This is a genomic window from Nonomuraea sp. 3N208 (assembly GCF_052245935.1).
GTDB lineage: Bacteria > Actinomycetota > Actinomycetes > Streptosporangiales > Streptosporangiaceae > Nonomuraea.
The window spans coordinates 195,695-218,880 of the sequence record NZ_JBQQBR010000019.1 but is presented as its reverse complement, the minus strand read 5'-3'; the positions used below and the strand labels follow the sequence as shown (position 1 = coordinate 218,880).

Here is a 23,186-nt window from a genome sequence, read left to right as displayed (position 1 = left end):
AACCAGCGGTACGCAGTACGCGGGGCGATCCCCTGTGCGCGTGCCCATTCCGTCAGGTTCATGCACAAGATCATACAGCACTCGTGACACCTAAAAGACACTCATGGACACTTATCCGAGAGCAGTTTCCAACCCCTGACGCGCCCCACGTCGGAGGCTACGAGCGCCGATGACAGCTCGCCCCCGTCACGCACCCTGACTGGGCGAGTGAGTTCTGGCGTGTGGAGATCCACACGATGGCGTTTCGGCGTGCGGGTCTGCCCCGCGGATCCTACAGCGCGTCACGTTTGCCGGGTCCGATACGTCAAGGACGTAGGAGCCCTGACGAAGGATGTGACCGTGGACGCTGACGACTTTCTGGCCGGCCAGTTCGAGGAGCACCGCCCGCATCTCAAGGCGGTGGCGTACCGGATGCTCGGTTCGCTCGCCGAGGCCGAGGACGCTGTGCAGGAGGCGTGGCTGAAGCTCAGCCGTACGGACTCCGGCGCTATCGGCAACCTGGCCGGCTGGCTCACCACGGTCGTCGGCCGGGTGTGCCTGGACATGCTCCGCGCCCGTACGGCGCGGCGCGAGGCGTCCCTTGAGCAGCACTTGCCGGACCCGGTCGTCAGCCGCGAGGACGGCGGCGACCCCGAGCAGCAGGCCTTGATCGCCGACGCCGTCGGGTTGGCGCTGCTGGTGGTGCTGGAGTCGCTCAGCCCGGCCGAGCGGCTGGCGTTCGTGTTGCACGACATGTTCGCGGTGCCGTTCGAGCAGATCGCCGCGATTGTGGACCGCTCGCCGGACGCGGCGAAGAAGCTGGCCAGCCGCGCACGCCAGCGCGTACGCGGCACCGTCCCGCCGCCGGACCCCGACCTGAGCCGCCAGCGGCAGGTCGTCGAGGCCTTCCTGGCCGCCGCGCGCGGTGGCGACTTCCAGGCGCTGCTCGAAATCCTCGACCCCGGCGTCGTGATGCGCGTTGACGCCGATGGCGGGCTGTGGACGATCCGCGGCGCCGAGGCCGTGGCCGGACAGGCTCTCAACTTCCAGCGGTACACGACCGCACGTCGCGTCGAGCCGGTGCTGGTGAACGGCGCCGTGGGGCTCGTCAGCCTGGAGAATGAGCAGCCGAAGGGGGTCCTGGCCTTCACCGTCAGCAACGGCAGGATCGCCGCCCTCGACATCCTGTCCGACCCCGACCGCCTCGACAGGCTCGACCTGGTCTTCGGAACGATGTGACAAACCAGACAAGGTCCTACGGAATTGGCGTGATCACTCCGGTGCTTTAGCGGATGACTGAAGCGAAGGGGAGCACGCCATGACCATCCTTGTCGCCTACGACGGCTCGGCCGACGCGCGGACCGCGATCGAGTTCGCCGCCAAACATCTCTCGGCCGAGCCGACCGTCGTTCTCACGGTGTGGGAGCCGCTGCTCGTGCAGTTGCGCAAGTACCCGCTTGCCGCGGCCGGGATCGACCCGGGCACCGAGGACGAGGCGCAGGTCCAGGCCGAGCAGCATGCGAAGGAAGGCGCCGAGCTGGCGATCGCGTCGGGGCTCGCCGACGTGACCTACAGGGCGGTCGCCGACAACGAGTCGATCTGGAAGACGATCGTGGACGTCGCCGACGAGATCGACGCCTCGCTGATCGTGACGGGCTCGCGTGGCCTGGCAGGGGTCAGGTCGGTGCTGCTGGGCAGCGTCTCGAACCACGTGCTGCACCACGCGCACCGGCCCACCCTCATCGTCCCGCCGGCCAAGGCGCCCCGTCAGCCCTGAAAGGCGGGGGTCAGGGCCGCGAGCTTCTCGCCAGTCCCACAGCCCTGAAAGGCGGGGCGAGGGCCGCGAGCTTCTCGCCAGTCCCACAGCCCTGAAAGGCGGGGCGAGGGCCGCGAGCTTCTCGCCAGTCCCAGCTCCGGCCGTGATGACGATCACGTGGTCGATCCCGAGCGTGGCGATGCCGGCGCCGTCGTGCAGCACACCTGCGGCGGGCACAGCTTGGTGTCGATGCGCCGGGCGCCCGGCCCTTCGTCGCCCAGCCGGTCGTAGGGGTTGGCCACCGGGCACCGGTCGAGCGACAGGCAGCCGCACCCGATGCAGTCCGTCAGGTCGTCCCGCAGCCGCTGCAACTGCAGGATGCGATCGTCCAGCTCGCTGCGCCACGCGGCCGACAGGCTCGCCCAGTCGTCACGCGTGGGCGTGCGCTCGTCCGGCAGCTCGGCCAGCGCGTCCTTGATGGTCTTGAGCGGGATCCCGATGCGCTGTGCCAGCCTGATGAACGCGACTCTGCGCAGGCTGTCGCGGCCGTAACGGCGCTGGTTGCCGGCTGTACGACGGCTCTTGATGAGCCCCTTGGCCTCGTAGAAGTGCAGGGCGGAGACGGCGACGCCGCTGCGCTCGGCCAGCTCCCCGACTGTGAGCTCCTTGGCGTTCCAGGCGACCTTGGTCATACCTGGAGTTTACTTGAGGATTCTTTCGAAGAACGTCTCCAGGACGACGACCGTCTGCGTCCCCGTCACGCCGTCCACCTCGAACACCCGCCGCAGCACGTCCTGCAGCTCCCGCGTGCCCGCCGTACGGACCTTGAGCAGCACCGACGCGGGCCCGGCGATGACGTGCGCCTCCTCGATCTCGCGGATCGCCGCCAGCCGGCTGGCGCTGTCGCCCATCCACGTGCTCCCCTCGACCAGCACGTACGCCGTCACGGCCCGCCCCAGTGCGGCCTGGTCGACCTCGATCGTGGTCCGCCTGATCACGCCCCGCTCGCGCAGCTTGCGCACCCGCTCATGGGCCGCCCCGCTGGACAGGCCCACCGCCCGGCCGAGGACGGCGTACGACTGCGTCGCGTCCTCCTGGAGCAGGCCGATCAGCATCCTGTCGATATCATCCACCACAGGATGATATCTCGTCATTTCTCTCACAAACCGAACGGCGTATGGTGGGAGCCATGACGAAGACGATCCCCACCGAGTTCGAGGTGCTCGACGAGCGGTTCGCCGCGGTCGCCGGAGACGACGTGATCGAGGTGCTCTACACCGGCACCCGCTGGTCGGAGGGCCCGGTGTACTTCCCGGCCGGCCGGTTCCTGGTGTGGAGCGACATCCCCAACGAGCGGATGTTGCGCTGGGACGAGATGACGGGCGCGGTCGGGCCGTTCCGCCGGTCGTCCGGCTACGTCAACGGCAACACGCTCGACCGCGAGGGCCGGCTGATCTCCTGCGAACATGGCAATCGCCGCGTCACCCGCACCGAGCACGACGGCTCGATCACGGTGATCGCGGACCGATGGGAGGGCAAGCGGCTCAACAGCCCCAACGACGTGGTCGTCCGCTCCGACGGCTCCATCTGGTTCACCGACCCGCCGTACGGGATCCTGAGCAACTACGAGGGCTTCGCCGCCGAGCAGGAGATCGACGGCTGCCACGTCTATCGGGTGGACCCGGTGGCGGGCGACGTGCGGGTCGTGGCCGACGACTTCGCCAGGCCCAACGGCCTGGCCTTCTCGCTGGAGGAGAGCCGGCTCTACGTGGCGGACACCAAGGAGCGGCACCTGCGCGTGTTCGACGTGCGGGAGGACGGCACCCTCGCGGGTGGCAAGGTCTTCGCCGAGGGCGGCGACGACGACAAGTTCGACGGCATGCGGCTGGACGACACCGGGCGGATCTGGGCCGCGGCCGGCAAGGCGGTGCTCTGCTACGACCCGGACGGCACGCTGATCGGCCGGCTCAAGCTGCCCGAGTTCACCGCCAACCTGGTGTTCGGCGGGCTCAAGCGCAACCGCATGTTCATCGCCGCCTCCACCTCGCTCTACTCCCTGATGACCAACGTGACCGGCGCGCGCCCGGTCTGGGCCGGGCGCTAGCCTCACTCCCACCGGAAGAAGCGCACGGCCAGGCCCCCGAACACCACCAGCCCGACGGCGATCACCGCTAGATGCAGCGGCTGCGGGGCCTGGCCCGCCCAGGCGGCCTTGAGCGCCTGCGTAACCGGTCCTGCCACGGAGAAGTCGCTGATCCTCCGCAGCATGTCCGGCATGACCTCGTGTGGCATCCACACACCCCCCAAGAGCATCAGCGGCTGCATCACCACCGCCCCGATCCCGGGCGCGGACTTTCCGTTGGGCGCCAGTGCGGCGATCACCAGCCCGATCGCCAGCAGCGCGGCGGTGCCGAGCAGGAACACCAGCACGAACCATCCCCAATGCCGCGGCGCCGCCGCGCCGAACACCAGCCGGGCCGACACGATGAGGATGGCCGTGGCGATGGCTGCCATGGCCAGGTTGATCAGCAGCTGCACGACCAGCAGCCGCGCGGGATGCACGGGTGTCGTCGACATCCGCCTGAGCACGCCCTGCTCCCGGTACGACGTCAGCACCGCCGGCACCACGCTGCAGGCCAGCACGAGCAGCGACAGCAACGTCATCATGGCCGGCAGGGTCGCGTCCACGCCCCGCAGCCCGAACGCGCCGATCTTGGACAGCCCCGGGATACTGAGCCCCAGCAGGACCAGTAGGGCGACCGGCAGGCCGACGGTGAACAACATGGTCGGCCAGTCGCGCAGGTGGAGCTTGGTCTCCACGATGAGGATCTTCCTCATGACAGCTTCCTTCCGGTGAGTGCGAGGAACGCGTCGTCGAGCGTGGCCTGCTCGGTGCGCAGGTTCCCGGGAACGACCTGGTGCTGGGCGAGGGCGAGGGTGACCGCGGGGGCGAGGTCGCCCGAGCCGCTGACCGTGATCTCGCCGCCGCTCCTGCTGATCTCGTGCACCTCGGGCAGGGCCAGCAGCACGGCGTCGTCGACCGGCGCCGAGGGCCGGAACCGCACCTTCCGCTCCCCGCCCACCTGCGCGACCAGCCCGGCGGGCGTGTCGGTGGCGACCGCCCTGCCCTCGTCGATGAGCGCGAGCCGGTCACAGAGCCGCTCGGCCTCCTCCATGAAGTGGGTGACCAGCACGATCGTCACCCCTGAGTTCCGTATCTGCTCGACCAGCTCCCAGGTGTCCCTGCGGGCCTGCGGGTCGAGCCCGGTCGTCAGCTCGTCCAGCACCGCCACGCGCGGCCGGCCGATCAGCGCCAGCGCGACGGACAGCCGCTGGCGCTGTCCGCCGGACAGCTTCTTGAACACGGTGTCGCGCTTGTCGCCGAGCCCGACCCGCTCCATCAGCTCGGTCCAGTCGGCCGGGTCGGGGTAGAAGGAGGCGTAGAGGTCCAGGGCCTCCCACACCTTGATCTTCTCCGGCAGGGCGGCGCTCTGCAGCTGCATGCCGAGCACCCGGCGCAACTCGGCCCGGTCCTGCCGCGGATCCAGCCCGGCCACCCGTACGGTGCCGCCGTCCGGCGCCCGCAGGCCCGCGACGCATTCCACGGTGGTGGTCTTGCCGGCGCCGTTCGGGCCGAGGATGCCGAAGATCTCACCCTCGGCGACCTCGAACGACACATCGTCGACCGCCAGATGGTTCGGATACTGCTTGCGCAGGTTCCTGACCTCGATGATTTTCATGACCTCGACGCTAGGAACACCGGATACATCGCGGAATCCGACTAGCTGCCTGGTAACGGTGTACCTAGGTGCAGTGACCGCAAACCGTCCGCTGTCGCACACTGAAGGCATGCTTCGGAGGTTCGGTCAGGTCACGGTGCTTCTCGCGTTGCTCGTCGTCGAGGTGCCGGTGATCTTTCTGTCGATCGTCATGCTGGTTCTGTCGGTGGCGATGGGCATGGTCTTCCTGTTCCCGCCGCAGGCCCGGATGGTCAGGAGGCTGACCGGGCTCAACAGGCGGCTGCTGGGCGCGTGGACGGACATCACGATCGAGCCCCCTTACCTGCCCAAGCCCCCGCCCCCGGTGCCGCAGGCGGACGGGCTGTACCGCTCGGACCGTACCCTCTACAGATCGCCGCGCATTCCGGCCTGGAACGATCGCTGGAAGTGGCTGATCAGCGATCCGGCCACCTGGCGCGACGATCTCTGGCTGTTGCTGGACCCCCTGGTGAAGGTGGCGCTGTTACCGCTGTTCATCCTGCTTCCCGCGCAGAGCCTGCGCCTTTACGCGCTCTGGAGCGACCTGCTGCTCGGCGCGACCGCCGCGAGCCGCCTGGCAGGCCAGGTGAGCCACCTCAAGCGCACGCGCAACCTGGCGACCGACTCCCAGGCGGCCGAGATGCGCAGGATCGAGCGCGACCTGCACGACGGCACGCAGGCCAGGCTGGTGGCGATCGGCATGACGCTCGGCGCGGTCGAGCAGCTCGTGGAGAAGGATCCCGCGTCCGCCAAGGCGCTGCTCTCCAAGGCCAGGGAGGCGTCCTCCGAGACGCTGACCGAGCTGCGCCGGGTCATCCGCGGCATCCATCCTCCGGTGCTGGCCGAGCGCGGGCTCGGCGACGCCGTACGCGCGCTCGCCATGGACAGCCCGATGCGGGTCACCGTGGACGTGGATATGCCGCACCGGCCCGAGCCGCCCGTGGAGGCGGCGGTGTACTTCGCCGTCAGCGAGCTGCTCTCCAACGCCGCCCGGCACGGCGACGCCCGGTCGGCGACGGTGGACATCAGCTCCAATGGCGGCGACCTGCGCATCACGGTCACCGACGACGGCATGGGCGGCGCCGACCCCGCCAAGGGCAGCGGCCTTGCCGGCATCGAGCGGCGGCTGGCCGCCTTCGACGGGGTACTGGCGCTGAACAGCCCGCCGGGCGGGCCCACCACCGTGATGATGGAGATGCCCAGGGCGCTGCCGCAGCACTGGTCGGGCGATCTGTCCAAGCTCCCCCGCCGGAAGATGATCCTGGTCACCTTCCTGTGGGCGACGGCCTGGTGCCCCACCTTCCCGCAGGGTTTCGTAGCGGCCATCTTCAAGATCATCGACTTCGACGAGAAAACCTGGTTCCTCGCACTGCACCTTCCCGAGGTCTGGCAGTGGCCGGTGATCATCGGCATGATCGCGCTCGGGCTTACCATGCACGCCATGGCCATCCGCATCCCCGCGACCCACAACCGCGAACGCTGGATGGCAGAAGCCACCCCGACCAAACCCTGGTGCACATGAACCGCGTGCTCATCGCCGAAGACCTCTACCTGCTCAGAGACGGGCTCGTCCACCTGTTGCAGGCCCACGGCTTCACGGTCGTGGGCGCCGTGGAGTCCGGCCCCGAGCTGTTGAAGGGCCTGCTCGAACTGCGCCCGGACGTCTCGATCGTGGACGTGCGGCTGCCGCCCACGTTCACCGACGAGGGCCTGCAGGCCGCTCTCGCGGCCAGGAAGTCGGTGCCCGGCCTACCGATCCTCGTGCTGTCCCAGCACGTCGAGCAGCTGTACGCCCGCGAGCTGCTGGCCGACGGCTCGGGCGGGATCGGCTACCTGCTCAAGGACCGGGTCTTCAACGCTGAGCAGTTCATCGACGCGGTACGCAGGGTCGCAAAGGGCGGCACCGCCATGGACCCCGAGGTCATCGCCAAGCTGCTGGCCAGCAACGCCAGGCACGAGCCGCTGGCCGCGCTCACGCCGAGGGAGCGGGAGGTGCTCGAGGCCATGGCGGAAGGGCGCTCCAACGCGGCGATCTCCCAGCGGCTCTATCTGAGCGAGAGCGCCGTCGCCAAGCACACCGCCAACATCTTCGCCAAGCTGGGCCTCGCGCCGTCGGATGACGACAACCGGCGCGTGCTGGCCGTGCTCGCGTACCTCAACAGCCGCGGCTGAACAACCTGGCCCTGTGTTGTCAGTCCTCTCGGCTATTTTCATAGAGGCACGGCGCGACGAAGGGGTGTAACAGGTGAAAATCCGGGTTAACCGCGATGTACTTGCGGAGGCGGTGGCATGGGCAGCCCGAGTCCTGCCCAGCCGCCCTGTGGTGCCCGTCCTGTCCGGGCTCCTGCTGGAGGCAGGCGAGGACCTGAGCCTGTCCGCATTCGACTACGACGTCTCCGCCCGGGCTGTGATCGACGCCGACGTGGCCGAGGAGGGCAGCGTGCTGATCCCCGGCCGACTGCTGGCCGAGATCAGCCGGAGCCTGCCCGCCGAGGATGTGGAGATCGTCACCGAGGGACCTGAGGCGGTGCTGACCTGCGGCAGTGCCGAGTTCGGGCTCGTCACGATGCCGGTCGAGGACTTTCCGACCCTGCCCACGATGCCGCCGGCCATCGGCGCCGTCGGTGGCGGCGTGTTCGCCTCGGCCGTTGGCCAGGTGGCGCCTGCCGCCAGTCGCGACGACACGCTGCCGATGCTCACCGGCATCAGGGTCGACATCGAGGGCGAGTCCGTGGCGATGGCGGCGACCGACCGATACCGCATCGCCGCCCGCGACTTCGCCTGGCGGCCGGCCAGTCCTGAGGCGGCCGTCTCCGCGATGGTGCCGGCGCGAGTGCTGGTCGAGGTGGCCAAGTCGCTGCGCGGTGGCGAGGTGTCGATCGCGATGGGCGACGGGGTGGCGGGGTTCGAGAGCGTGGGGCGCAGCACGACCGTGCGGCTGCTCGACGAGCAGTTCATCGACTACCGTGCCAGGCTGGCCACCGACTGGTCGATCAGGGCCGACGTGCCGGTGACGTCGTTCGTCAGCGCGATCAAGCGGGTGGCGCTGGTGGCCGAGCGCAACACCGCCATCCGGCTGTCGTTCACGCAGGGGCAGGTGCTGATCCAGGCGGGCGGCGGTGACATCGGGCGCGGGACCGAGGTGGTCGAGTGCGAGCTGCGGGGTGAGGACATCGAGATCGCCTTCCAGTCGCAGTTCCTGCTGGACGGGCTGGTGGGGATCGAGAGCGAGCTGGCCCGCATCAACATGGAGTCGCCGACCAGGCCCGCCCTTATCCAGGAGGTCCCCGGCGATGCCACCCCGACCTTCCGCTATCTGGTCATGTCCCTCCGCCAGCAGTAAGACACGGAGGCTTCCCGATGGGGTGACGGCTGAGCCTTCGCCGGCAACAAGGGCTTTCTTTTGTACGGCGGGGCCAAGGGGGCGCCATCCAGCGTGCGGGGCTGATGGCCTCCAGGGAGACGCCCTCTGACCCGCACAGGGTCGGCCGCCGCAACGGCGCACGGGCACCGATGCCTCCCTGTAAGCGCCGACCGGTCGCCTCGGCCGGTGGAGGGCGGGCGCCGGGGCGGCGGGCGGGTCAATCCGGGGCGTCGGTGCGGTCGTTCCCGGTTTGGCGGTCGGCGACCGTCTTGAAGACGCGCTTGAAGTCCGCGTATGCCTGCTCACCCACCGCCCGCGCATGCTCCGCCTCCATCGCGGCGAGAATCTCGTCCGACTTGGCCATGTGATCGCGCCCTATCTCGGTAGGCACGATCAGCTTGGCGCGGCGGTCGGCCGGGTCCGGCCGGCGTTCCACGTATCCCAGCTCCACCAGCTCGTCCACCAGGGTGCCGATCACCTGCTTGTGCTGCCCGGACTGTGCCGCCAGGTCGGTGGCCCTGCTGCCTTCCTCGTCCAGGTACGCCATAACCGCACCGTGCCGCGGGCGGACCCGCGGATGCCCCTGCTCGCTCAGCCGGGTGAACAGCTCCCGCTGCAGGCTGAAAAGGGTCCGGCTGGACAGGATGCCGAGATCGGGCTTCTCCTGCTTGCGCTGGCTCCTGCGCACCTCACACCCTCCAATTAGTCACTAATCTTGACCGTCACTAATTATTACTATATGGTCGTGGCATGACGACAACGGTGGAACTCACCAGGTTCCGAGTCGCACCCGACCGTGCCGACCGGCTCCTGGCGGCGCGCCCGGGGATGATCGCGGACTTCCAGGCCGATCGGGCGGGATTCCTGGACGCCAAGCTGGTCCGCGTGTCCGACGGCGAGTGGCTGGACATCGTGGAGTGGCGTACGCCGGAGGACTTCGCCGCCTCCCGCGCGAAAGGCGCCAACCTGCCTGGCATCCAGGCCTTTTTCGACCTGATCGACGAGCTCGTGTCCATGGAAGAGGGGACAATACGATGACCATTTTGATCACCGGTGCCACCGGCACCGTTTCCAGCGCAGTGCTGCGGTCCTTGGCGGGCACGGAGGACGTGCGGCTTCTGGTGCGCGACGCGGCGAAGGCGACATTGGATGTGCCTGATGTGCAGGTGGCGGTCGGGGATTTGGACGAACCGGCCACGCTCGACCAGGCGTTCAAGGGTGTGGACACGTTGTGGCTGCTGACCGCGATGGGCCCCCAGGCGCCCCATGCCAGCATGAACGCCGTCTGGGCGGCCAGGAAGGCCGGGGTGGGCCACGTCGTACGCATGTCGGCCATCGGCGCCGCCCATGACGCGCCGACCCGCAACGGCCGGCTGCACGCCCTGTCCGACGTCGAGCTCGCGGCCTCAGGCCTCGACTGGACCGTCATCCGCCCGGCCTTCTTCATGCAGAACCTTTTCGGCTCGGTGAACGGCGACACCCTCTACGGCGCGACGGGCGAGGGCAGACTCGGCCTGATCGACGTACGCGACATCGGCGACTTCGCCGCCGCGGTCCTGCGTGATCCAGCGCCGCACAAGGGCAAGACCTACACTCTCACGGGCCCGGCCAGCATCTCACTGGGGGACGCGGCCGCCGCCCTGGGTGAGGTGTATGGCACGCCCATCGCCTACCAGCAGGTCACGCCGGACGACGCACAACGTTCGATGCTCGCGGCGGGCCTGCCGGAGTGGATCGCCGCGGTCACCAAGGAATACCTCACGGCGTACGCGCAGGGCTGGGGCGACTACACGACGCCGACGTTCACGGACGTGATCGGCCGTCCCGGCCGGTCATTCACCGACTTCGCGAAAGATCACGCCGACCGGCTCAGGACTCAGTGAGCGCGATGAGGATGTGCTCCATGCAGGCGTGCCCGGCCCGCTCTGCCGCCGTCGCGTCCCCGGCCGAGATGGCCCGGGCGATCGCATCATGCGGGATGTAGCTCTTGTTCAGCGACGTGCCCGCCGCCGTGATGCTGGCGCGCAGGGCCGCGGAGAAGTCCTCGTACAGGTCGATCAGCACGAGGTTGTGCGTGGCGTGCGCGACCGCCATGTGGAAGGCCAGGTCGGCCTCGACGAAGGAGTCGGGGTCGTCCAGCTCCCACGCCCGGTCCCGCTCGGCCAGCGCCGCCTCGATGCGGACGATGTCCTCATCGGTGCGCCTGGTGGCCGCCAGGCGCGCCGACTCGACCTCGAGCGCGCGGCGTACCTCGAGGATCTCCAACTGCTCGGCCTGCTTCAGCCGCCTCAGCATGGCACCGGAGAGCTCGCTGGTCGCGCGGACGTAAGTGCCGTCCCCCTGACGGCACTCGAGCAGCCCGGCGTGCGTGAGCGCGCGTACGGCCTCGCGAACGGTGTTGCGACCCACTCCGAGCTGCTCGGCCAGCACGGTCTCGGTTGGGATCTTGCCGTTCATCTGCCACGAACCTGAGGTGATCTGCTCTTTGAGCTGGTCGATCACCTGGTCGACGAGCGAAGCTCGCTGCGCCGTACGCAGACTCACAGTCCGCCTCCTCCGGGGTAACCAATCATCCTATGAGTCAATGACTGGTTGACCCTAATTATTCCAGACTCAAAAGCCAAATCTGGAGCTCTCCGGAGGTTCAGCGAGAAACTATGGCGTCGACCGTAACTCCCGCCATGGCGGAGCGAACTCCGGCGGCTTCAAGGGCTTTACGATATGCCGCCGTCTGCTGCGTCACAGACCCGACCCTGCCGTAGAGGTCGCCCAGCTCACGCCAGCAGCGGGCGACCTGCCGGTCGGAGCCGAACACCGGCCGGTCCAGCGCGCTCAGCATCCGATGAGCGATGGCGAGGTCCGCCGCGGCGTCCTGGCCATGGTCGAGCGCCACGGTGGCGAGCACCAGGCGCGCCTCGGCAGGCGTGGTGCCCGCCTGGTCGGACGACGGCTCCAGCGCCGCATTGGCCAGCTCGGTGGCCCGCACGGGGTCGCCGCCCCGCAGTCTGACCCGCGCGTGCACGATCAGGCTCTCGCCGTGTTCGCGGGCGGCGGCCGGGAAGCCGGCGAAGACCTGGGAGGCGCCCGCCACGAGCCGCCCGGCCTCGTCGATCGGCGCGGTGGCCATCCTGGACCAGTGCATGGCGGCCCGGGCGAGCTGCAACGCGAGCCGGGAGGCGCGACCAGCCATGATCGCGTCGTCGGCAAGGCGCACGGCCAGCGCGGAGTCCTCGCCTGCCGCGGCGGCGGCACTCGCGTGCCACAACGCGCGAATCTCTCCGGAACGGTCCATAACCTGCGGAACGCCTGTCGTGTCCAGCACGCGCTTGACGTATTCCAGCTCGCGGGAGTCGCTCTCCTGCTCGCCGCGTGCCTCGATGATCGCGGTGGCCAGGTCGACGGCGATCTCGCCCTCGGTGATGGACAGCCGCTCGGCCTGCTCCAGCGCGTACGTGGCCAGGTCGCGAGCGCGCAGCCGGTCGCCGGCCCGCTGGTAGCAGCGGCTCAGCGAGATGGTGAGCGGGAGGTCGGCCAGCCGCTCGGGGTGAGCCGCAGCCTCCCTGCGCAGGCGCTCGAAGGCCTCCACCGCCTGGCCGAGTCGACCCTGGGCCTCGAGAGCGCGTGCCCGACCGAACCGGGCCTGCGCGGTCAGCATGGCGTTTTCCTCGTCGGCCGCCTTCACGATCTCCGTGAAGCGGTCGGCGGCGACGGCGGCGTCGCCGTGCTGCAGCTCGAGCTCGGCGTGCCGCAGTCCCAGCTCGGTGTCGATGCGCTGCCGAGGCTCGATCCCGTGGAGGAGGAACTCGGTCGTGCATCCGAGCCGCTCGGCCAGCAGCCGAGCCACGACAGGAGTCGGCGTGCGCTTGCCCGACTCAATGAGGGAGACATAACTGTCAGACAGGTCGGGTCCGGCCAGCTGGGCCTGCGACATCCGCCTGTTCAGCCGCAGTCCTCGGACGCGGTCACCGATGGTTCCCTGACTCGGCATCTCATCTCTCAAGGCGGGGAAGGGTCAACAACACGCAATGATTGCATGAAGTAGCCGAATCTGGTATCCCCGCGTGAAGAATTCTCCACGCAGAGATTAATCGTCGCCGTCGTCCTTGCTGGGGAAAAGCATCTGGCAGACCTCGAGGTACAGGGTCTCCGGATACGGAATGTACTCGACCGTTGACAGAGCCTGATCCTGGCCGGCCGATTCCAAGATGAACTCACCGTAACCGAGCATGCGCCCAAGGAGAGTCCTCTGGAAGCTCATGTCGGTGACCTTGGCCAAGGGCATCATCGCGACCTTGCGAGTAATGAGGCCCGTGGTGAGCAACATCCGTTTCGAGGTCACCACAAAGTAGTCGACTGACCACTCCGCGACTTTCCATACAAAACGGATCAGCAGCAGGAGCCACAGCCACCACACGACGACCAGCGCCGTGCCGCCTCCTTGGTTGTCGCCGAAGAACTTGCTGAGGAGGCCGGCGACGACCAAGCCGGCGAACACCTCGGCGACCGGGCGGAGCAGGATGGCAGGGTGGCGCCGCACCATGAGATGTTGTTGTTCGGTGGGGAGAAGGTAGCGACTGACCGACGCCGGGGCGGAGTCCCCGTGGGTCACAAGTCTCATGAGAGATTGTTCACGAATTGGGCCAGCGAGTCGGCCGCGTTGAACACCGTGTCGAACGCCCCCTTCACCGCGTTAGCGGCGTCAGCTGGTCGGGCCAAGAGGTAGTACGCCACAAACGCGATACCACCGTATGTGAGGACTTTTTTGACCTGCACCGTCGCCTCCGTGCCACTTACCCACTCCACCCGCCGTATACATTACCCACCCGGATGCCCGGGTAAAGGTGACTTGGCAGGTTGGTTCTGATCTTGTTAACCACGTTCGCTGGCCACCAGAGCCAGGACGTGAAGGTGCTTGCGCGCGATGCGTTCGACAAGACTGGGATGGGCGTAGCCGGTGACCTCCAGTGCACCGTAGTGCGCCGCCTCCACGCAGCGCGTTACGGTGCTCGTGGAGTGGACGCCGGCGAACTCCTCGCGGAGCACCGCCTCGACGTCCGCGTACGGAGTCGGATCCGCCTCGATGTGCTCGTTCACGAGGACACCTCGGCACCGGGCATGTAGCTCATCGTGCTCCCCCACGCGCATGCGGAAGTTGCCTTCCCGTCTCTTCGTACCCACCTAACCACATTATGTAACGAAGTGACGACAGGGAGTGACGAAATACCAAGAGCCTCAGACGACGCCGTAGAGGCGGTCGCCCGCGTCGCCGAGCCCGGGCACGATGTAGCCGTTCTCGTTGAGCCGCTCGTCGAGGGCGGCGGTCACCACGCGGATCGGCTTGCCGGAGTTGGCGAACACCTTGTCCATGTACGCGAGCCCCTCCGGGGCGACCAGCAGGCAGATGGCGGTGACGTCCACGGCTCCCCGGTCGAACAGGAACTGCACGGCCGCCGCCAGCGTCCCGCCGGTTGCCAGCATGGGGTCGACCACGAAGCACTGCCGTCCCGACAGGTCGTCGGGCAGACGGGTGGCGTACGTCTCCGCCTGCAGCGTGGACTCGTCGCGGATCATGCCGAGGAACCCCACCTCGGCCGTGGGCAACAGCCTCGTCATGCCGTCGAGCATGCCGAGCCCGGCTCGCAGGATCGGCACGACCAGCGGGTAGGGCTTGGCCAGGTGCACGCCCCTGGCGGGCGCGACAGGCGTCTCGACGGTGACGTCGGTGACCCGCACGTCACGGGTGGCCTCGTACGCCAGCAGCGTCACCAGCTCGTCCGCGAGCCTGCGGAAAGTGGGTGAATCGGTGCGGACATCGCGCAGCGTGGTGAGCTTGTGCGCCACGAGAGGATGGTCCACGACGAGGGTCTCCATAGAGGGCCACGCTATCTTGTGAGGCAAGTGACGGCACCTCGCGGTATTGGTTTTGATCACAATTTGGTCGGAGAGGCACACGCCTAGTGGTCGCTTCTGGAACGATTGGGTCCTGGTGATATCTGTCGGGTCAGAGGTCGGGTGGGAATGGCGATGACAGACGAAGACGCGCTCGACTTCGCCATCGTGGTCTATCGCGAGGATGATCGCTGGGATGCCGGGTTGCTGCCTGTCACGCTCACGTCCGATCTGAAGGGACTGATCCACGCACTTCGGCAGCAGCCCAGCGAGAGCGGGACGATCGGCCTGGTCGCCGTGGGGGACGAGTTCTTCGTGGCGCTGCGGGTGCTGGGCGATCGGGTCAGCGTCTTCCTGTCCGACATCGCCGCCTCATGGGACTTCCCGCTGGCGCGTCAGGCGCTCGACTACCTGGACGTTCCTGTGCCGGACGAGGAGGAGCTCGACGAGATCCTCCAGGACGAGGAGACCGTGCTCCCCGCAGGAGATCTGTCGATCTTCGCCGATCTCGGGTTGGACGAGATGGAGCTGGGCATCCTCTCCGGCGACATTGATCTGCTTCCCGAAGATGTGCTGTCCAGCATCGCCGCGCGGCTCGGCTTCTCGGAGCCGTTCGAGCGTGCCATCGAATCGGTCTTCGGCTAACCCCCTGGAGCGTGGACATGGCGTCCAACACCTTCTCTGCGGCCTTCGTCAGGACCTCTGGCGGCTGGAGCGGCGCCGAGGTCGATCTGAGTGACGCTGAGATCGTCGACGACCTCGGCGACGCGGTCATCGAGGCGCTCGGGCTGACCGGCGACGAGCTGGCCCTGCTGTGCGTCGAGGTCGAGGACGAGTGGTTCGCCATCGCCCGCTACCTGGGCGAGGAGGAGCCGCGCGTGTTCCTGTCCGATGCGCACGCCGTAGTCTCCAACAGCCTGGGCGAGCTGTTCGCCGAGTTCGCCGGGGTGGCGCCGGACAAAGAGGGCAACGGCCTCGGCGTACGCCCGGCCGGCGACTTCGAGCTGCTCAGCGACCTGGGCGTGAGCTCAGAAGAGCTGCTGGAGCTCAGCATGGAAGAGGGCATGTTGCCTGCCGACATCCTGTCGGTGATCGCCGAGCGGCTGTCGTTCGCCGACGAGCTCGACCGGCTGCGGTGACCCCGCCGGACCGGTGACCCACGAAGAGGCCATGCGCCTGGCCCTGGAGGAGGCTGTCGCGGCGGCCGCCAGGGAGGAGGTCCCCGTGGGCGCGGTGGTGCTCGGACCGGGCGGCGAGCTCCTGTCCGCGGCGGGCAACGACCGCGAGTCCACCTCCGACCCGACGGCCCACGCCGAGGTCCTCGCGCTCAGGCAGGCGGCCGCGGCGCGCGGCCAGTGGCGGTTGAGCGGCTGCACACTGGTGGTCACGCTGGAGCCGTGCACGATGTGCGCCGGGGCCGCGGTGCAGGCCAGGGTCGATCGGATCGTGTACGGGGCCGTCGACGAGAAGGGCGGAGCCGTGGGCTCGCTCTGGGACGTCGTACGTGATCGCCGGCTCAACCATCGACCCGAGGTCGTCATGGGGGTGCTGGCGGAGCAGTGCTCGGCCATCCTAAAGCAGTTCTTTGCCACTCGGCGGATCCGGTAAGCTCGTTCGCGGTGGTGTCGCCTAGTGGCCGAGGGCGCACGCCTCGAAAGCGTGTGATGGGGCAACTCATCCGTGGGTTCAAATCCCACCACCACCGCCGCTAAGAAGGGCCTCCGACCTAGACAAACAGGTTGGAGGCCCTTCGTCTGCCAAGATCATGGGGCCTTTTGGGGGCATCAGCCCTCAGCCATGATCACGCAGACGGTTTCCCGGTGGCGGCGGTCGCTCACCTTCCGACCCGGAAGGAACGCCAGAGACATGGCATCGATCGAACCGCGCAAGGGCGTCAAGGGGCGCATGAGTCCTTCGGGTTGGCGCACAGGTAGGCGGAGGCGGCGGGGCCGGACTTTCCCCCGTTCGGGATGGTGGGCGCTCCCTGTTGGAGCCCGCGGGAACGGGCAAAGTTCGCAGCCGGCCGGCCCTCGCCCCGACGAGGCGGAGTGGGGACGGCGACCTGTGAGATCAGAGCACCGCCCCGGTGCCCGTACGGTCACGCGGGGCGGTGCGCCCGGCCGGCGGGGTCGGTGGACGGCGGTCGAACCTGGCGAGCACGACGGCCGCAGGACCGGCCACGAACGCCGATGACAGCGTCTCCATGACGATCCCGGCCACCAGCGCCATGGCGAAGTCCCGCAGCGAGTCCCCGCCGAAGACCATCAACGCCACTGATCTCAGCCGTCAAGCTAGGCGCTACCGCACGGACGCGCCCACCCACACGTTTTCGAGCATCCGACGCCAGCGCAGCAACGGGCCCGCATAGCGGCGATCATCCGGAGGCGAACGTCGTGATCACCTTGGAGCAGTCGGACCTCGGGGTGCTGTTCTTCGTGTTGGTCACCAGCGGCGTCGCGTGCTTCCTCATCGGCTTATTCGCCGGCGCCGGGCAAGACGCCAACGGAAACCCACGGGCTACAGGCAGTCTGCACAAGCGGTTGCCGGCGCTGTTGTGGAAGCCCAAGCTCCGCCTGGTCCTGGACCATCATTGGCAGGTCGAGCAGTTGACTACCGAACGCGACGACGCCCGCCAGATCGTCTCGACGCAGCTGGCTGAGATCGGCAAGCTCTCGCTACAGCTCCAACGCCTCGGCTCCGAGCTGGCCATCGCCACGGACAAGAGAGCCGGCCGGGCCGAGCGGATCGCCCAGGACGCGCTGGCCGCCCTGCTCCGCTCGGAGGTCATACCCGCTACGCCACTGCGAGTGTTCAGCTGTTGTCGGCCGTGTGCGAGGACTCCGGCGACCACGCGTCAGCGGCTCGGCCTGGAGAGCGCTCGCAAGCTGCTCGGGTCACACAGTGTTGGCGAACCAGTTCTGGTTGCGCTCAGCCTTGCACTCCACGGCGGCGACCCGGGCGTTCCGCTGGGAATTGACGGCACCGATCTTGAGGCAGTCCTTGGTCTGGAAGTTCTGGATTCGGAACTGGTCGCCGGTGGGCACTTTGCCCTTGACGGCGAGCTTAAACGCCCACTTCTGGGATTTCTTGCCCGCGCACACGGCGATGAAGATGCTGCCGCCACTGCCAGCCTCCAGGCAGCGGCTGCGAGTCTTGTTGATCAGCCTGTCATCACTAAGGACCCACTGCTGCGTTTCGATCTGGTTGCCGAGGACGCTGGTGAACACTGCGCCGTTGCCCTTGGAATTGATGACTCCACCGGTCAGCGCCTGGTTAGTGTTGGTGATCCGGATCGTGCCGGACGGTGCCGCCGCGGTCGCCGTGGCAGTGGACGCCACGGCCGCGCCGGCTGTCGCCGCGGCAGCGGTCGCGGCCAGCGTCAGGGCGGCCGCACCCATCGCGGCGCGGCCCATCATGCGCCGCCACGTGGTGCCCATGGTGTCGATCTGTTTGGTGCTGCTCATCAGGATCCTGCCTCTACTCGAAGGTGACAGGCATGGCGTCCACCATGCCCCGCGCCCGCCGAGCGCCCGAGCGCCCGGTCCCGGCAACGGAAACCAGGGCCCGTACACCGCGGGAACGGTGGCGGCCTCGATTCACGAGGCCAAACCTGTCCCGATCAGATGTCCAAATCGAAGACCAATCCCTGCCCGGTTCCTGCTCATGCGCGGTCCTGTGGCATGGACGCGCGGGGCAATGGAAACCGCTGGTACGCCACGTCGGGCGACCGAAGCCGCTGTGGTTGGAGTCATCGAGCGCGAGTCCGGCTGTCAGCCAGTGGATCGCGGCTGGCCGGAGTACGCGCTGACCGATCTCGACTTCCGGCCGCTGGGCCGGTGCGATGCGGACCTGGCCGTCGCGGATAAGAATCAGGTGCACCCCACGTGGGGGCGGAAGGTCTCGGCGGGTGCGGCCATGGCCGTGCTCTCCGCGGTGACGATGCGCTCGATGCCCCAGCTCGATGCTCTGGGTCAGGTCACGCTATCGCACTGGGCGGGGAGCACAGAGGTGCTCGGCGCAGGCCGCCCGCAGGCCGCCCGCTGGAGGGCTCAGGCGCGGGGCTGATCCAGGAGAACAGCTCCAGACGCCGGCTGATCTTCGCGCTCACCTCGGCCGAGCGCACCCCGCGCACCGCGAGATCGAGGTAGCGCTCGATCCACACCCCGAGATCGTCATCGGCCGGGTCGAGCTCCTGCGGCAGGCCGACGACCTTTCGTGTAGTGATTTTGCGGCGATCCTGCCCCTCGGCCGAAACGGCCGAGCTAGGCGTTTATGGAGGCATGCCGCCAGGTTATTTCCCGGAAGGGCCATTTCCTGAAGAGAAACGGATCAGCGCGCGCGGATGACGCGGTGGCGTGGACATGGGCGTGGTAAGGCCGCTCGCGACCCACCTGCTCAAGTCCCGCAGCCCCCCTGATCATCTCCGTTTTGGGCTCATGACATACGGACACGTCTGCTTCGGCGGCGTGCGCGAAAGGGGCGTGTTGGGCGATCAGGCCTCTCCGGCCTTCTGCGCGAGTGCCGCCTCGCGTTGGAGTGAGATATCCCGTAGAAGCGCAGTGTCCTGGTAGAACGAACGCTTCTTGGTGATCTTGCCGTTCGTCACGTCGACCAGCTCGAGAACGGTCATCCTCCACGGGTTGCCGTGGATGTCGGCGCCACTGTTCGTGGCCACCACCACCACGCGCGTGGGACCGTCGGCAATGAGCTCGTCAATGCTGATGGCTGAGATGTCCAACCCGGTCAGCTCGTGCATCCGATGCCGCGCCGGACCGATGGCGGCTCCCCTGTGGACGCCGCTGTCGGGGTGGCCCCAGTTGAGCTCGATCTCCTGCTCGTCGGTCAGCTCTTTGATGGTCGCAAAGTCCGGGCCGCCGGATACTCGGAGAACGGCTTCGTAGAAGCGGCGGACCACTTCCTTGTTCAGCTCGGGCTGGGTCGGGTTTTCACTCGGCATGGAAATTCCCCTTCTTTTCGAAGGTGCCCCGGAATCGGTGTGGATCGGGGGCGCTTGGGGGCTGGTTGGCCGCCGCGTGCCGGCTGGCTTCGAGGCGTCGTGTCAGGGTGTCGGGTCGCCGAACCAGTGGGTCGCGGCGTGCCGGAACGCCTCGTGATCGGGGTCGTGGCCGTCGGTCCAGGCGACGATGCCGTCGGGCCGGATCAGCAGGGCGCCGAATCCGAGGTCGTTACTCACCGGTCCGGCCGCGTAGCGGATCCGGCCTTTCCAGGGCATCGCCGCGTCGTGCAGGCGCTGGTCGGGGGTGAAGTCGAGTGCGACGCCGTGTCCTTCTCGCAGCAGGTCGCCGAGGCGGGTGCCGTCGGCGAGACGGAAGTCCGGGGCGGTCCGGCCGACGAGTGGCTGGTCGCTGCCCAGGTCGTAGCGATGGGACAGTCCTGAGGTGCTGCGGAACACGTGGGTGGTCCCGTCGCGGGTGTCGAGCAGGTCGTGCACCAGCCCTCGCAGGGCCGGGGCGTTGGGGCCGGGGTTCATGGTCGCGACCTGGGCGCGTGACCAGTCGAGGATCGCCGCCCCGACGGGGTGGCGTTCGGCGGTGTAGGTGTCGAGCAGGCCCTCTGGCGCGGTGCCGTGGATGGTGGCGGCGAGTTTCCAGCCGAGGTTCATGGCGTCGCCGATGCCGAGGTTTAGTCCCTGGCCGCCGAGCGGGGAGTGGATGTGGGCGGCGTCGCCGGCGAGCAGGATGCGGCCGTTCCGGTAGGTCGTGGTCTGCATCGCGCGGTCGGTGAAGCTGGAGGCGAGGTGGACCTCGGTGAGTGTCGCGTCGGTGCCGGAGACCCGGCGCAGGACCGTCTGGAGGTGCTCGCGCGTCAGAGGCTGCGAGCGGTCGAAGGCGCCGCCGTCGAAGTCCATCATGCCCAGGTGTCCCTCGAAGGGCGTCCGCAGGTACATGCCGGTCGGCGTCAGGTTGAAGCCCAGGTCCAGCTTCTGCGGACCGGCGAAGGCGACGCGGGCGGCGTAGCCGGTGAACAGCGGTTCGGTGCCGACGAAGTCAAAGCCCGCCAGTTCGCGCACCGTGCTGCGTCCGCCGTCGCATCCCACGAGCCAGCGCGCCTGATAGTCGCGCCCGCCGGCTCGTGTGACCACGGTGGCACCGTCCTGGGTCACGGCCTCGACCGGAACGCCCCGCAGGATCTGCACGCCGAGACTGGCCGCCCGCTCGGCCAGTACCGTCCCGACCGCGTCGAGGCTGGTCATGATGCCCTCCATCGCCGGGCCGGGCAGCCGGAACGGGAGGGCGGCGACGTCGATGTCGGCCGGGTCGAGCCGCATGCCCGCGAAGTGGCTCACGTCACGAGGAGCCGGCGGCTCGTGCGCGCCGGGGTCCGCGCCGATCTGCTTCCCGTGGGCGCCTGAGGCTTTCAGCAGCTCTTCCAGCATCCCGCGGCGGTAGAACGTCTCGACCGATCCGGCGTTCAGGCCTCGCATCCCCAGCGGGAGCGTCTTCCACGGCGAGGTCTCCTCCTGGTCCCGCTCCAGCACCAGGACCGAGCAGTCCGCCAGCGCGAGCTCACCGGCAAGGAACAGGCCCACCGGGCCCGCACCCACGATCACCACGTCATACAACGTTGAGCCTCCTTCGATCAAGACCGCCCGGCGAGACCTGGGCGGCTTATGGAGCATCGCTCCAATGATGGAACAGTACTCCATATTGGATCGATGCTCCAGAACTGCCAGAATGTCAAGCATGGCCATACGGACACGTCAGTCACAGCGACGCAGGCAGGTGCTCACCCGGGAGCGCATCGTCGAGACCGCTGTCGAGCTGCTGGACGAGGTGGGGAAGGGTGCCTTGACGGTCCGGGCGCTGACCGGCCGCCTGGCCACCGGGTCCGGCGCGATCTACTGGCACATCGGCAACATGGACGAGTTGCTGGAGGCCGCGACCGACGCCGTCGTCGCCACCGCCCTGGCCACGCGACCCGCCCAGCCCACCCAGCCCGCTCAGCCCGCGGAAACCACCGACGCCGGCGGGGCTATAGGCGCGCCCCAGGACGAGATCCGCGCCGTCGCACTAGGCCTGTTCGACGCGGTCACCGAACACCCATGGCTCGCCGCCCAGCTCGCGGTGCAGCTCACCCGCAACCCCTGGGGACCGGTGACATTGCGGATCTTCGAAAGCATCGGCCGGCCAGTCCGCACGCTGGGCGTGCCGCAAGGCGACTGGTTCACCACGACCTCGACGCTGGTCCACTACATCCTCGGCGCCACCACCCAGACCTCCCAGAACACCGGCGACGACAGCGTCCCTGGCTCCGAAGCGGACCGCGCCGAGTTCCTCAACACCGCATCCAGGGCATGGCAAGACCTCGACCCCGACGACTACCCGTTCATCCGGGCCATCGCCGACCAGATGCGCGAGCACGACGACCGCGAACAATTCCTCACCGGCATCGACCTCGTCCTCGCCGGCATCACCACACTCCATTCACCCACCACATCAAGGCTCCCTGCTCCCGACTGCCTCCCCAGCCCCAAGTAGGTCTTCGTTGGGCACGCCACAAGCGTGTTGGGATTAGACGGTTTCCCGACAGGCAGTCCAGTGGCAGCCCGAGATCGGACGGCGAGGGATGAACACCGCGTCGGGTGGTCTGTTTCGGGCGCTGATCGACGACAGTATTTTCGACAGGCAAAACGGGGCTTCGTCCTTCTGGGGAGCACCGGCGCGGATCGTCTACTTACGCTCTTCCACCGCGACCCAGTTCCTGCTGCGGCAGCGGCACATCCTAACCAAGGCAGGGCTGCTGATCCCGGGCCGAGGGGATCACCACGGGGTTCCACTCTGCTGAGGGGTGCTGCGCTGCCGCTGCTCAACGACGGCGCCTCAATGATCCTGAACACCTCCACCGCCGCCGAGCACGGCGCACCGGCCTTCGGCGTCTTCTCAGCCTCCAAGGCTGCCGTCCGGTCTTTTGCGCGGACGTGGGCGAACGAACTCAAGGGCCGGGGCATCCGCGTCAACGCGATCTCGCCCGGGGCGATCGACACCTCCGGGATCATTGAACTCTTTACGTTCTGGTCGGGCAGTGCGGCGCGCAGGGCGCGGGCGGCGCCGGCCGGGCCCTGTTCCTGCACGGCCGGTTCCTGGGTGGTGGCGGCGGTGATCACCGCTTCGCGCAGCGCGGGGAGGGCGGGGTTGCGCTGGGGCTCGGGCAGAGACAGCCAGGTCAGGGCGGCGCCGCGTGCGGTGGCGTGGATGATCTGGGCCGCGAGGTCCTCCTCGACGCGCAGCAGGCCCGCGACGGCCAGGCGGTGGATGCGCTCCATGAGGAGTTCGAGGCTGATCCGGAAAACGGTGGTGGACCTGGCGGGTTCGCCGTACATCAGCGCATACAGCGCGGGCGGTGATGAGCGTTAACAGATTCATGTTAGCATCGTTATTATCAATGATAACGTTCTCATCGTTCCAATGGAAACGTCAGT

Annotated in this window: 28 protein-coding genes and 1 tRNA gene; 15 read left to right on the top strand and 14 right to left on the bottom strand. The window is 68.2% G+C overall.

What is annotated here, in order from left to right; genetic code table 11:
* The first annotated feature begins 339 nt into the window (after positions 1–339).
* Together sigJ and ACTWPT_RS28680 are read left to right on the top strand one after the other, a co-directional pair.
* Entirely contained in the window at positions 340–1,218 is an 879-nt protein-coding gene (gene sigJ, locus ACTWPT_RS28685) for an RNA polymerase sigma factor SigJ (protein WP_443180571.1), read from the top strand.
* 79 nt (positions 1,219–1,297) lie between these two features.
* Positions 1,298–1,756, top strand: a complete 459-nt coding sequence (locus ACTWPT_RS28680) for a universal stress protein (protein WP_443180570.1) — start codon at positions 1,298–1,300, stop codon at positions 1,754–1,756.
* Positions 1,757–1,908: 152 nt separating this feature from the next.
* Here ACTWPT_RS28680 and soxR read toward each other — a convergent pair whose 3' ends face one another.
* Both soxR and ACTWPT_RS28670 read right to left on the bottom strand, forming a co-directional pair.
* Entirely contained in the window at positions 1,909–2,427 is a 519-nt protein-coding gene (gene soxR / locus ACTWPT_RS28675; protein ID WP_443180569.1) for a redox-sensitive transcriptional activator SoxR, read from the bottom strand.
* Between the two features lie 9 nt (positions 2,428–2,436).
* Positions 2,437–2,868, bottom strand: coding sequence for an Lrp/AsnC family transcriptional regulator (locus ACTWPT_RS28670; protein WP_443180568.1), 432 nt, complete (start codon positions 2,866–2,868; stop codon positions 2,437–2,439).
* 56 nt (positions 2,869–2,924) lie between these two features.
* On the opposite strand from ACTWPT_RS28670, the gene ACTWPT_RS28665 reads away from it, so the two are divergent.
* The gene (locus ACTWPT_RS28665) at positions 2,925–3,839 is read left to right on the top strand and encodes an SMP-30/gluconolactonase/LRE family protein (protein ID WP_443180567.1); all 915 of its coding nucleotides are present in this window, start codon (positions 2,925–2,927) and stop codon (positions 3,837–3,839) included.
* 2 nt (positions 3,840–3,841) lie between these two features.
* On the opposite strand, the gene ACTWPT_RS28660 is transcribed toward ACTWPT_RS28665, so the two are convergent.
* Both ACTWPT_RS28660 and ACTWPT_RS28655 read right to left on the bottom strand, forming a co-directional pair.
* Positions 3,842–4,573, bottom strand: a complete 732-nt coding sequence (locus ACTWPT_RS28660; protein ID WP_443180566.1) for an ABC transporter permease — start codon at positions 4,571–4,573, stop codon at positions 3,842–3,844.
* Positions 4,570–5,475, bottom strand: coding sequence for an ABC transporter ATP-binding protein (locus ACTWPT_RS28655; RefSeq protein ID WP_443180565.1), 906 nt, complete (start codon positions 5,473–5,475; stop codon positions 4,570–4,572). Before ACTWPT_RS28655 ends, ACTWPT_RS28660 begins: the two co-directional genes overlap by 4 nt.
* Positions 5,476–5,584: 109 nt before the next feature.
* On the opposite strand from ACTWPT_RS28655, the gene ACTWPT_RS28650 reads away from it, so the two are divergent.
* From ACTWPT_RS28650 to dnaN, 3 genes are all read left to right on the top strand, one after another.
* Complete coding sequence (locus ACTWPT_RS28650) at positions 5,585–7,015, top strand: sensor histidine kinase (RefSeq protein WP_443180564.1); 1,431 nt, start codon at positions 5,585–5,587, stop codon at positions 7,013–7,015.
* The gene (locus ACTWPT_RS28645; protein WP_443180563.1) at positions 7,012–7,665 is read left to right on the top strand and encodes a LuxR C-terminal-related transcriptional regulator; all 654 of its coding nucleotides are present in this window, start codon (positions 7,012–7,014) and stop codon (positions 7,663–7,665) included. Before ACTWPT_RS28650 ends, ACTWPT_RS28645 begins: the two co-directional genes overlap by 4 nt.
* A gap of 73 nt (positions 7,666–7,738) precedes the next feature.
* Positions 7,739–8,836, top strand: coding sequence for a DNA polymerase III subunit beta (gene dnaN / locus ACTWPT_RS28640; protein WP_443180562.1), 1,098 nt, complete (start codon positions 7,739–7,741; stop codon positions 8,834–8,836).
* Positions 8,837–9,074: 238 nt separating this feature from the next.
* Here the strand turns inward: dnaN and ACTWPT_RS28635 are convergent, their stop codons facing one another.
* A complete protein-coding gene (locus ACTWPT_RS28635; RefSeq protein WP_443180561.1) occupies positions 9,075–9,545 on the bottom strand; it encodes a MarR family winged helix-turn-helix transcriptional regulator in 471 nt (156 codons plus the stop codon).
* A gap of 62 nt (positions 9,546–9,607) precedes the next feature.
* Between ACTWPT_RS28635 and ACTWPT_RS28630 the strand changes: the two genes are divergently transcribed.
* Both ACTWPT_RS28630 and ACTWPT_RS28625 read left to right on the top strand, forming a co-directional pair.
* Complete coding sequence (locus tag ACTWPT_RS28630; protein WP_443180560.1) at positions 9,608–9,895, top strand: antibiotic biosynthesis monooxygenase family protein; 288 nt, start codon at positions 9,608–9,610, stop codon at positions 9,893–9,895.
* On the top strand, positions 9,892–10,740 hold the full coding sequence (locus tag ACTWPT_RS28625) for an SDR family oxidoreductase (protein ID WP_443180559.1): 849 nt from the start codon (positions 9,892–9,894) through the stop codon (positions 10,738–10,740). Before ACTWPT_RS28630 ends, ACTWPT_RS28625 begins: the two co-directional genes overlap by 4 nt.
* Here ACTWPT_RS28625 and ACTWPT_RS28620 read toward each other — a convergent pair.
* The 5 genes from ACTWPT_RS28620 to upp form a co-directional block, all read right to left on the bottom strand.
* Entirely contained in the window at positions 10,727–11,401 is a 675-nt protein-coding gene (locus tag ACTWPT_RS28620) for a FadR/GntR family transcriptional regulator (protein WP_443180558.1), read from the bottom strand. The two genes, ACTWPT_RS28625 and ACTWPT_RS28620, sit on opposite strands and share 14 nt — an antisense overlap.
* Before the next feature lie 100 nt (positions 11,402–11,501).
* On the bottom strand, positions 11,502–12,845 hold the full coding sequence (locus tag ACTWPT_RS28615; protein ID WP_443180557.1) for a helix-turn-helix domain-containing protein: 1,344 nt from the start codon (positions 12,843–12,845) through the stop codon (positions 11,502–11,504).
* 96 nt (positions 12,846–12,941) lie between these two features.
* Positions 12,942–13,475: a PH domain-containing protein gene (locus ACTWPT_RS28610; protein ID WP_443180556.1), complete on the bottom strand. Its 534-nt coding sequence runs from the start codon at positions 13,473–13,475 to the stop codon at positions 12,942–12,944.
* Between the two features lie 251 nt (positions 13,476–13,726).
* On the bottom strand, positions 13,727–13,951 hold the full coding sequence (locus ACTWPT_RS28605) for a hypothetical protein (RefSeq protein ID WP_443180555.1): 225 nt from the start codon (positions 13,949–13,951) through the stop codon (positions 13,727–13,729).
* Between the two features lie 138 nt (positions 13,952–14,089).
* Positions 14,090–14,728, bottom strand: coding sequence for a uracil phosphoribosyltransferase (gene upp, locus ACTWPT_RS28600; RefSeq protein WP_443180554.1), 639 nt, complete (start codon positions 14,726–14,728; stop codon positions 14,090–14,092).
* A 147-nt stretch (positions 14,729–14,875) separates the two neighbouring features.
* Here upp and ACTWPT_RS28595 point away from each other — a divergent pair, with 147 nt between their 5' ends.
* The 4 genes from ACTWPT_RS28595 (at position 14,876) to ACTWPT_RS28580 (ending at position 16,451) form a co-directional block, all read left to right on the top strand.
* The gene (locus tag ACTWPT_RS28595; RefSeq protein WP_443180553.1) at positions 14,876–15,391 is read left to right on the top strand and encodes a tRNA adenosine deaminase-associated protein; all 516 of its coding nucleotides are present in this window, start codon (positions 14,876–14,878) and stop codon (positions 15,389–15,391) included.
* Between the two features lie 17 nt (positions 15,392–15,408).
* Positions 15,409–15,885, top strand: a complete 477-nt coding sequence (locus tag ACTWPT_RS28590) for a tRNA adenosine deaminase-associated protein (RefSeq protein WP_443180552.1) — start codon at positions 15,409–15,411, stop codon at positions 15,883–15,885.
* 13 nt (positions 15,886–15,898) lie between these two features.
* On the top strand, positions 15,899–16,354 hold the full coding sequence (gene tadA, locus ACTWPT_RS28585; protein ID WP_443180551.1) for a tRNA adenosine(34) deaminase TadA: 456 nt from the start codon (positions 15,899–15,901) through the stop codon (positions 16,352–16,354).
* Positions 16,355–16,364: 10 nt separating this feature from the next.
* Positions 16,365–16,451: transfer RNA gene (locus ACTWPT_RS28580), tRNA-Ser, on the top strand.
* Between the two features lie 365 nt (positions 16,452–16,816).
* Here the strand turns inward: ACTWPT_RS28580 and ACTWPT_RS28575 are convergent.
* Together ACTWPT_RS28575 and ACTWPT_RS28570 are read right to left on the bottom strand one after the other, a co-directional pair.
* Positions 16,817–17,011 (bottom strand): hypothetical protein, encoded by a 195-nt coding sequence (locus ACTWPT_RS28575; protein ID WP_443180576.1) that lies wholly within the window; start codon positions 17,009–17,011, stop codon positions 16,817–16,819.
* A gap of 629 nt (positions 17,012–17,640) precedes the next feature.
* Entirely contained in the window at positions 17,641–18,210 is a 570-nt protein-coding gene (locus tag ACTWPT_RS28570; RefSeq protein WP_443180550.1) for a ricin-type beta-trefoil lectin domain protein, read from the bottom strand.
* A 274-nt stretch (positions 18,211–18,484) separates the two neighbouring features.
* Between ACTWPT_RS28570 and ACTWPT_RS28565 the strand changes: the two genes are divergently transcribed.
* Positions 18,485–18,811, top strand: coding sequence for a hypothetical protein (locus ACTWPT_RS28565; protein WP_443180549.1), 327 nt, complete (start codon positions 18,485–18,487; stop codon positions 18,809–18,811).
* A 427-nt stretch (positions 18,812–19,238) separates the two neighbouring features.
* Here the strand turns inward: ACTWPT_RS28565 and ACTWPT_RS28560 are convergent, their stop codons facing one another.
* Positions 19,239–19,703 (bottom strand): nuclear transport factor 2 family protein, encoded by a 465-nt coding sequence (locus ACTWPT_RS28560; protein WP_443180548.1) that lies wholly within the window; start codon positions 19,701–19,703, stop codon positions 19,239–19,241.
* 102 nt (positions 19,704–19,805) lie between these two features.
* Positions 19,806–21,320, bottom strand: a complete 1,515-nt coding sequence (locus ACTWPT_RS28555; RefSeq protein WP_443180575.1) for an FAD-dependent monooxygenase — start codon at positions 21,318–21,320, stop codon at positions 19,806–19,808.
* Positions 21,321–21,450: 130 nt separating this feature from the next.
* Here ACTWPT_RS28555 and ACTWPT_RS28550 point away from each other — a divergent pair, with 130 nt between their 5' ends.
* Complete coding sequence (locus ACTWPT_RS28550) at positions 21,451–22,245, top strand: TetR/AcrR family transcriptional regulator (RefSeq protein WP_443180547.1); 795 nt, start codon at positions 21,451–21,453, stop codon at positions 22,243–22,245.
* Between the two features lie 345 nt (positions 22,246–22,590).
* Positions 22,591–23,121, top strand: coding sequence for an SDR family oxidoreductase (locus ACTWPT_RS28545; protein ID WP_443180546.1), 531 nt, complete (start codon positions 22,591–22,593; stop codon positions 23,119–23,121).
* Positions 23,122–23,186: the final 65 nt, after the last annotated feature.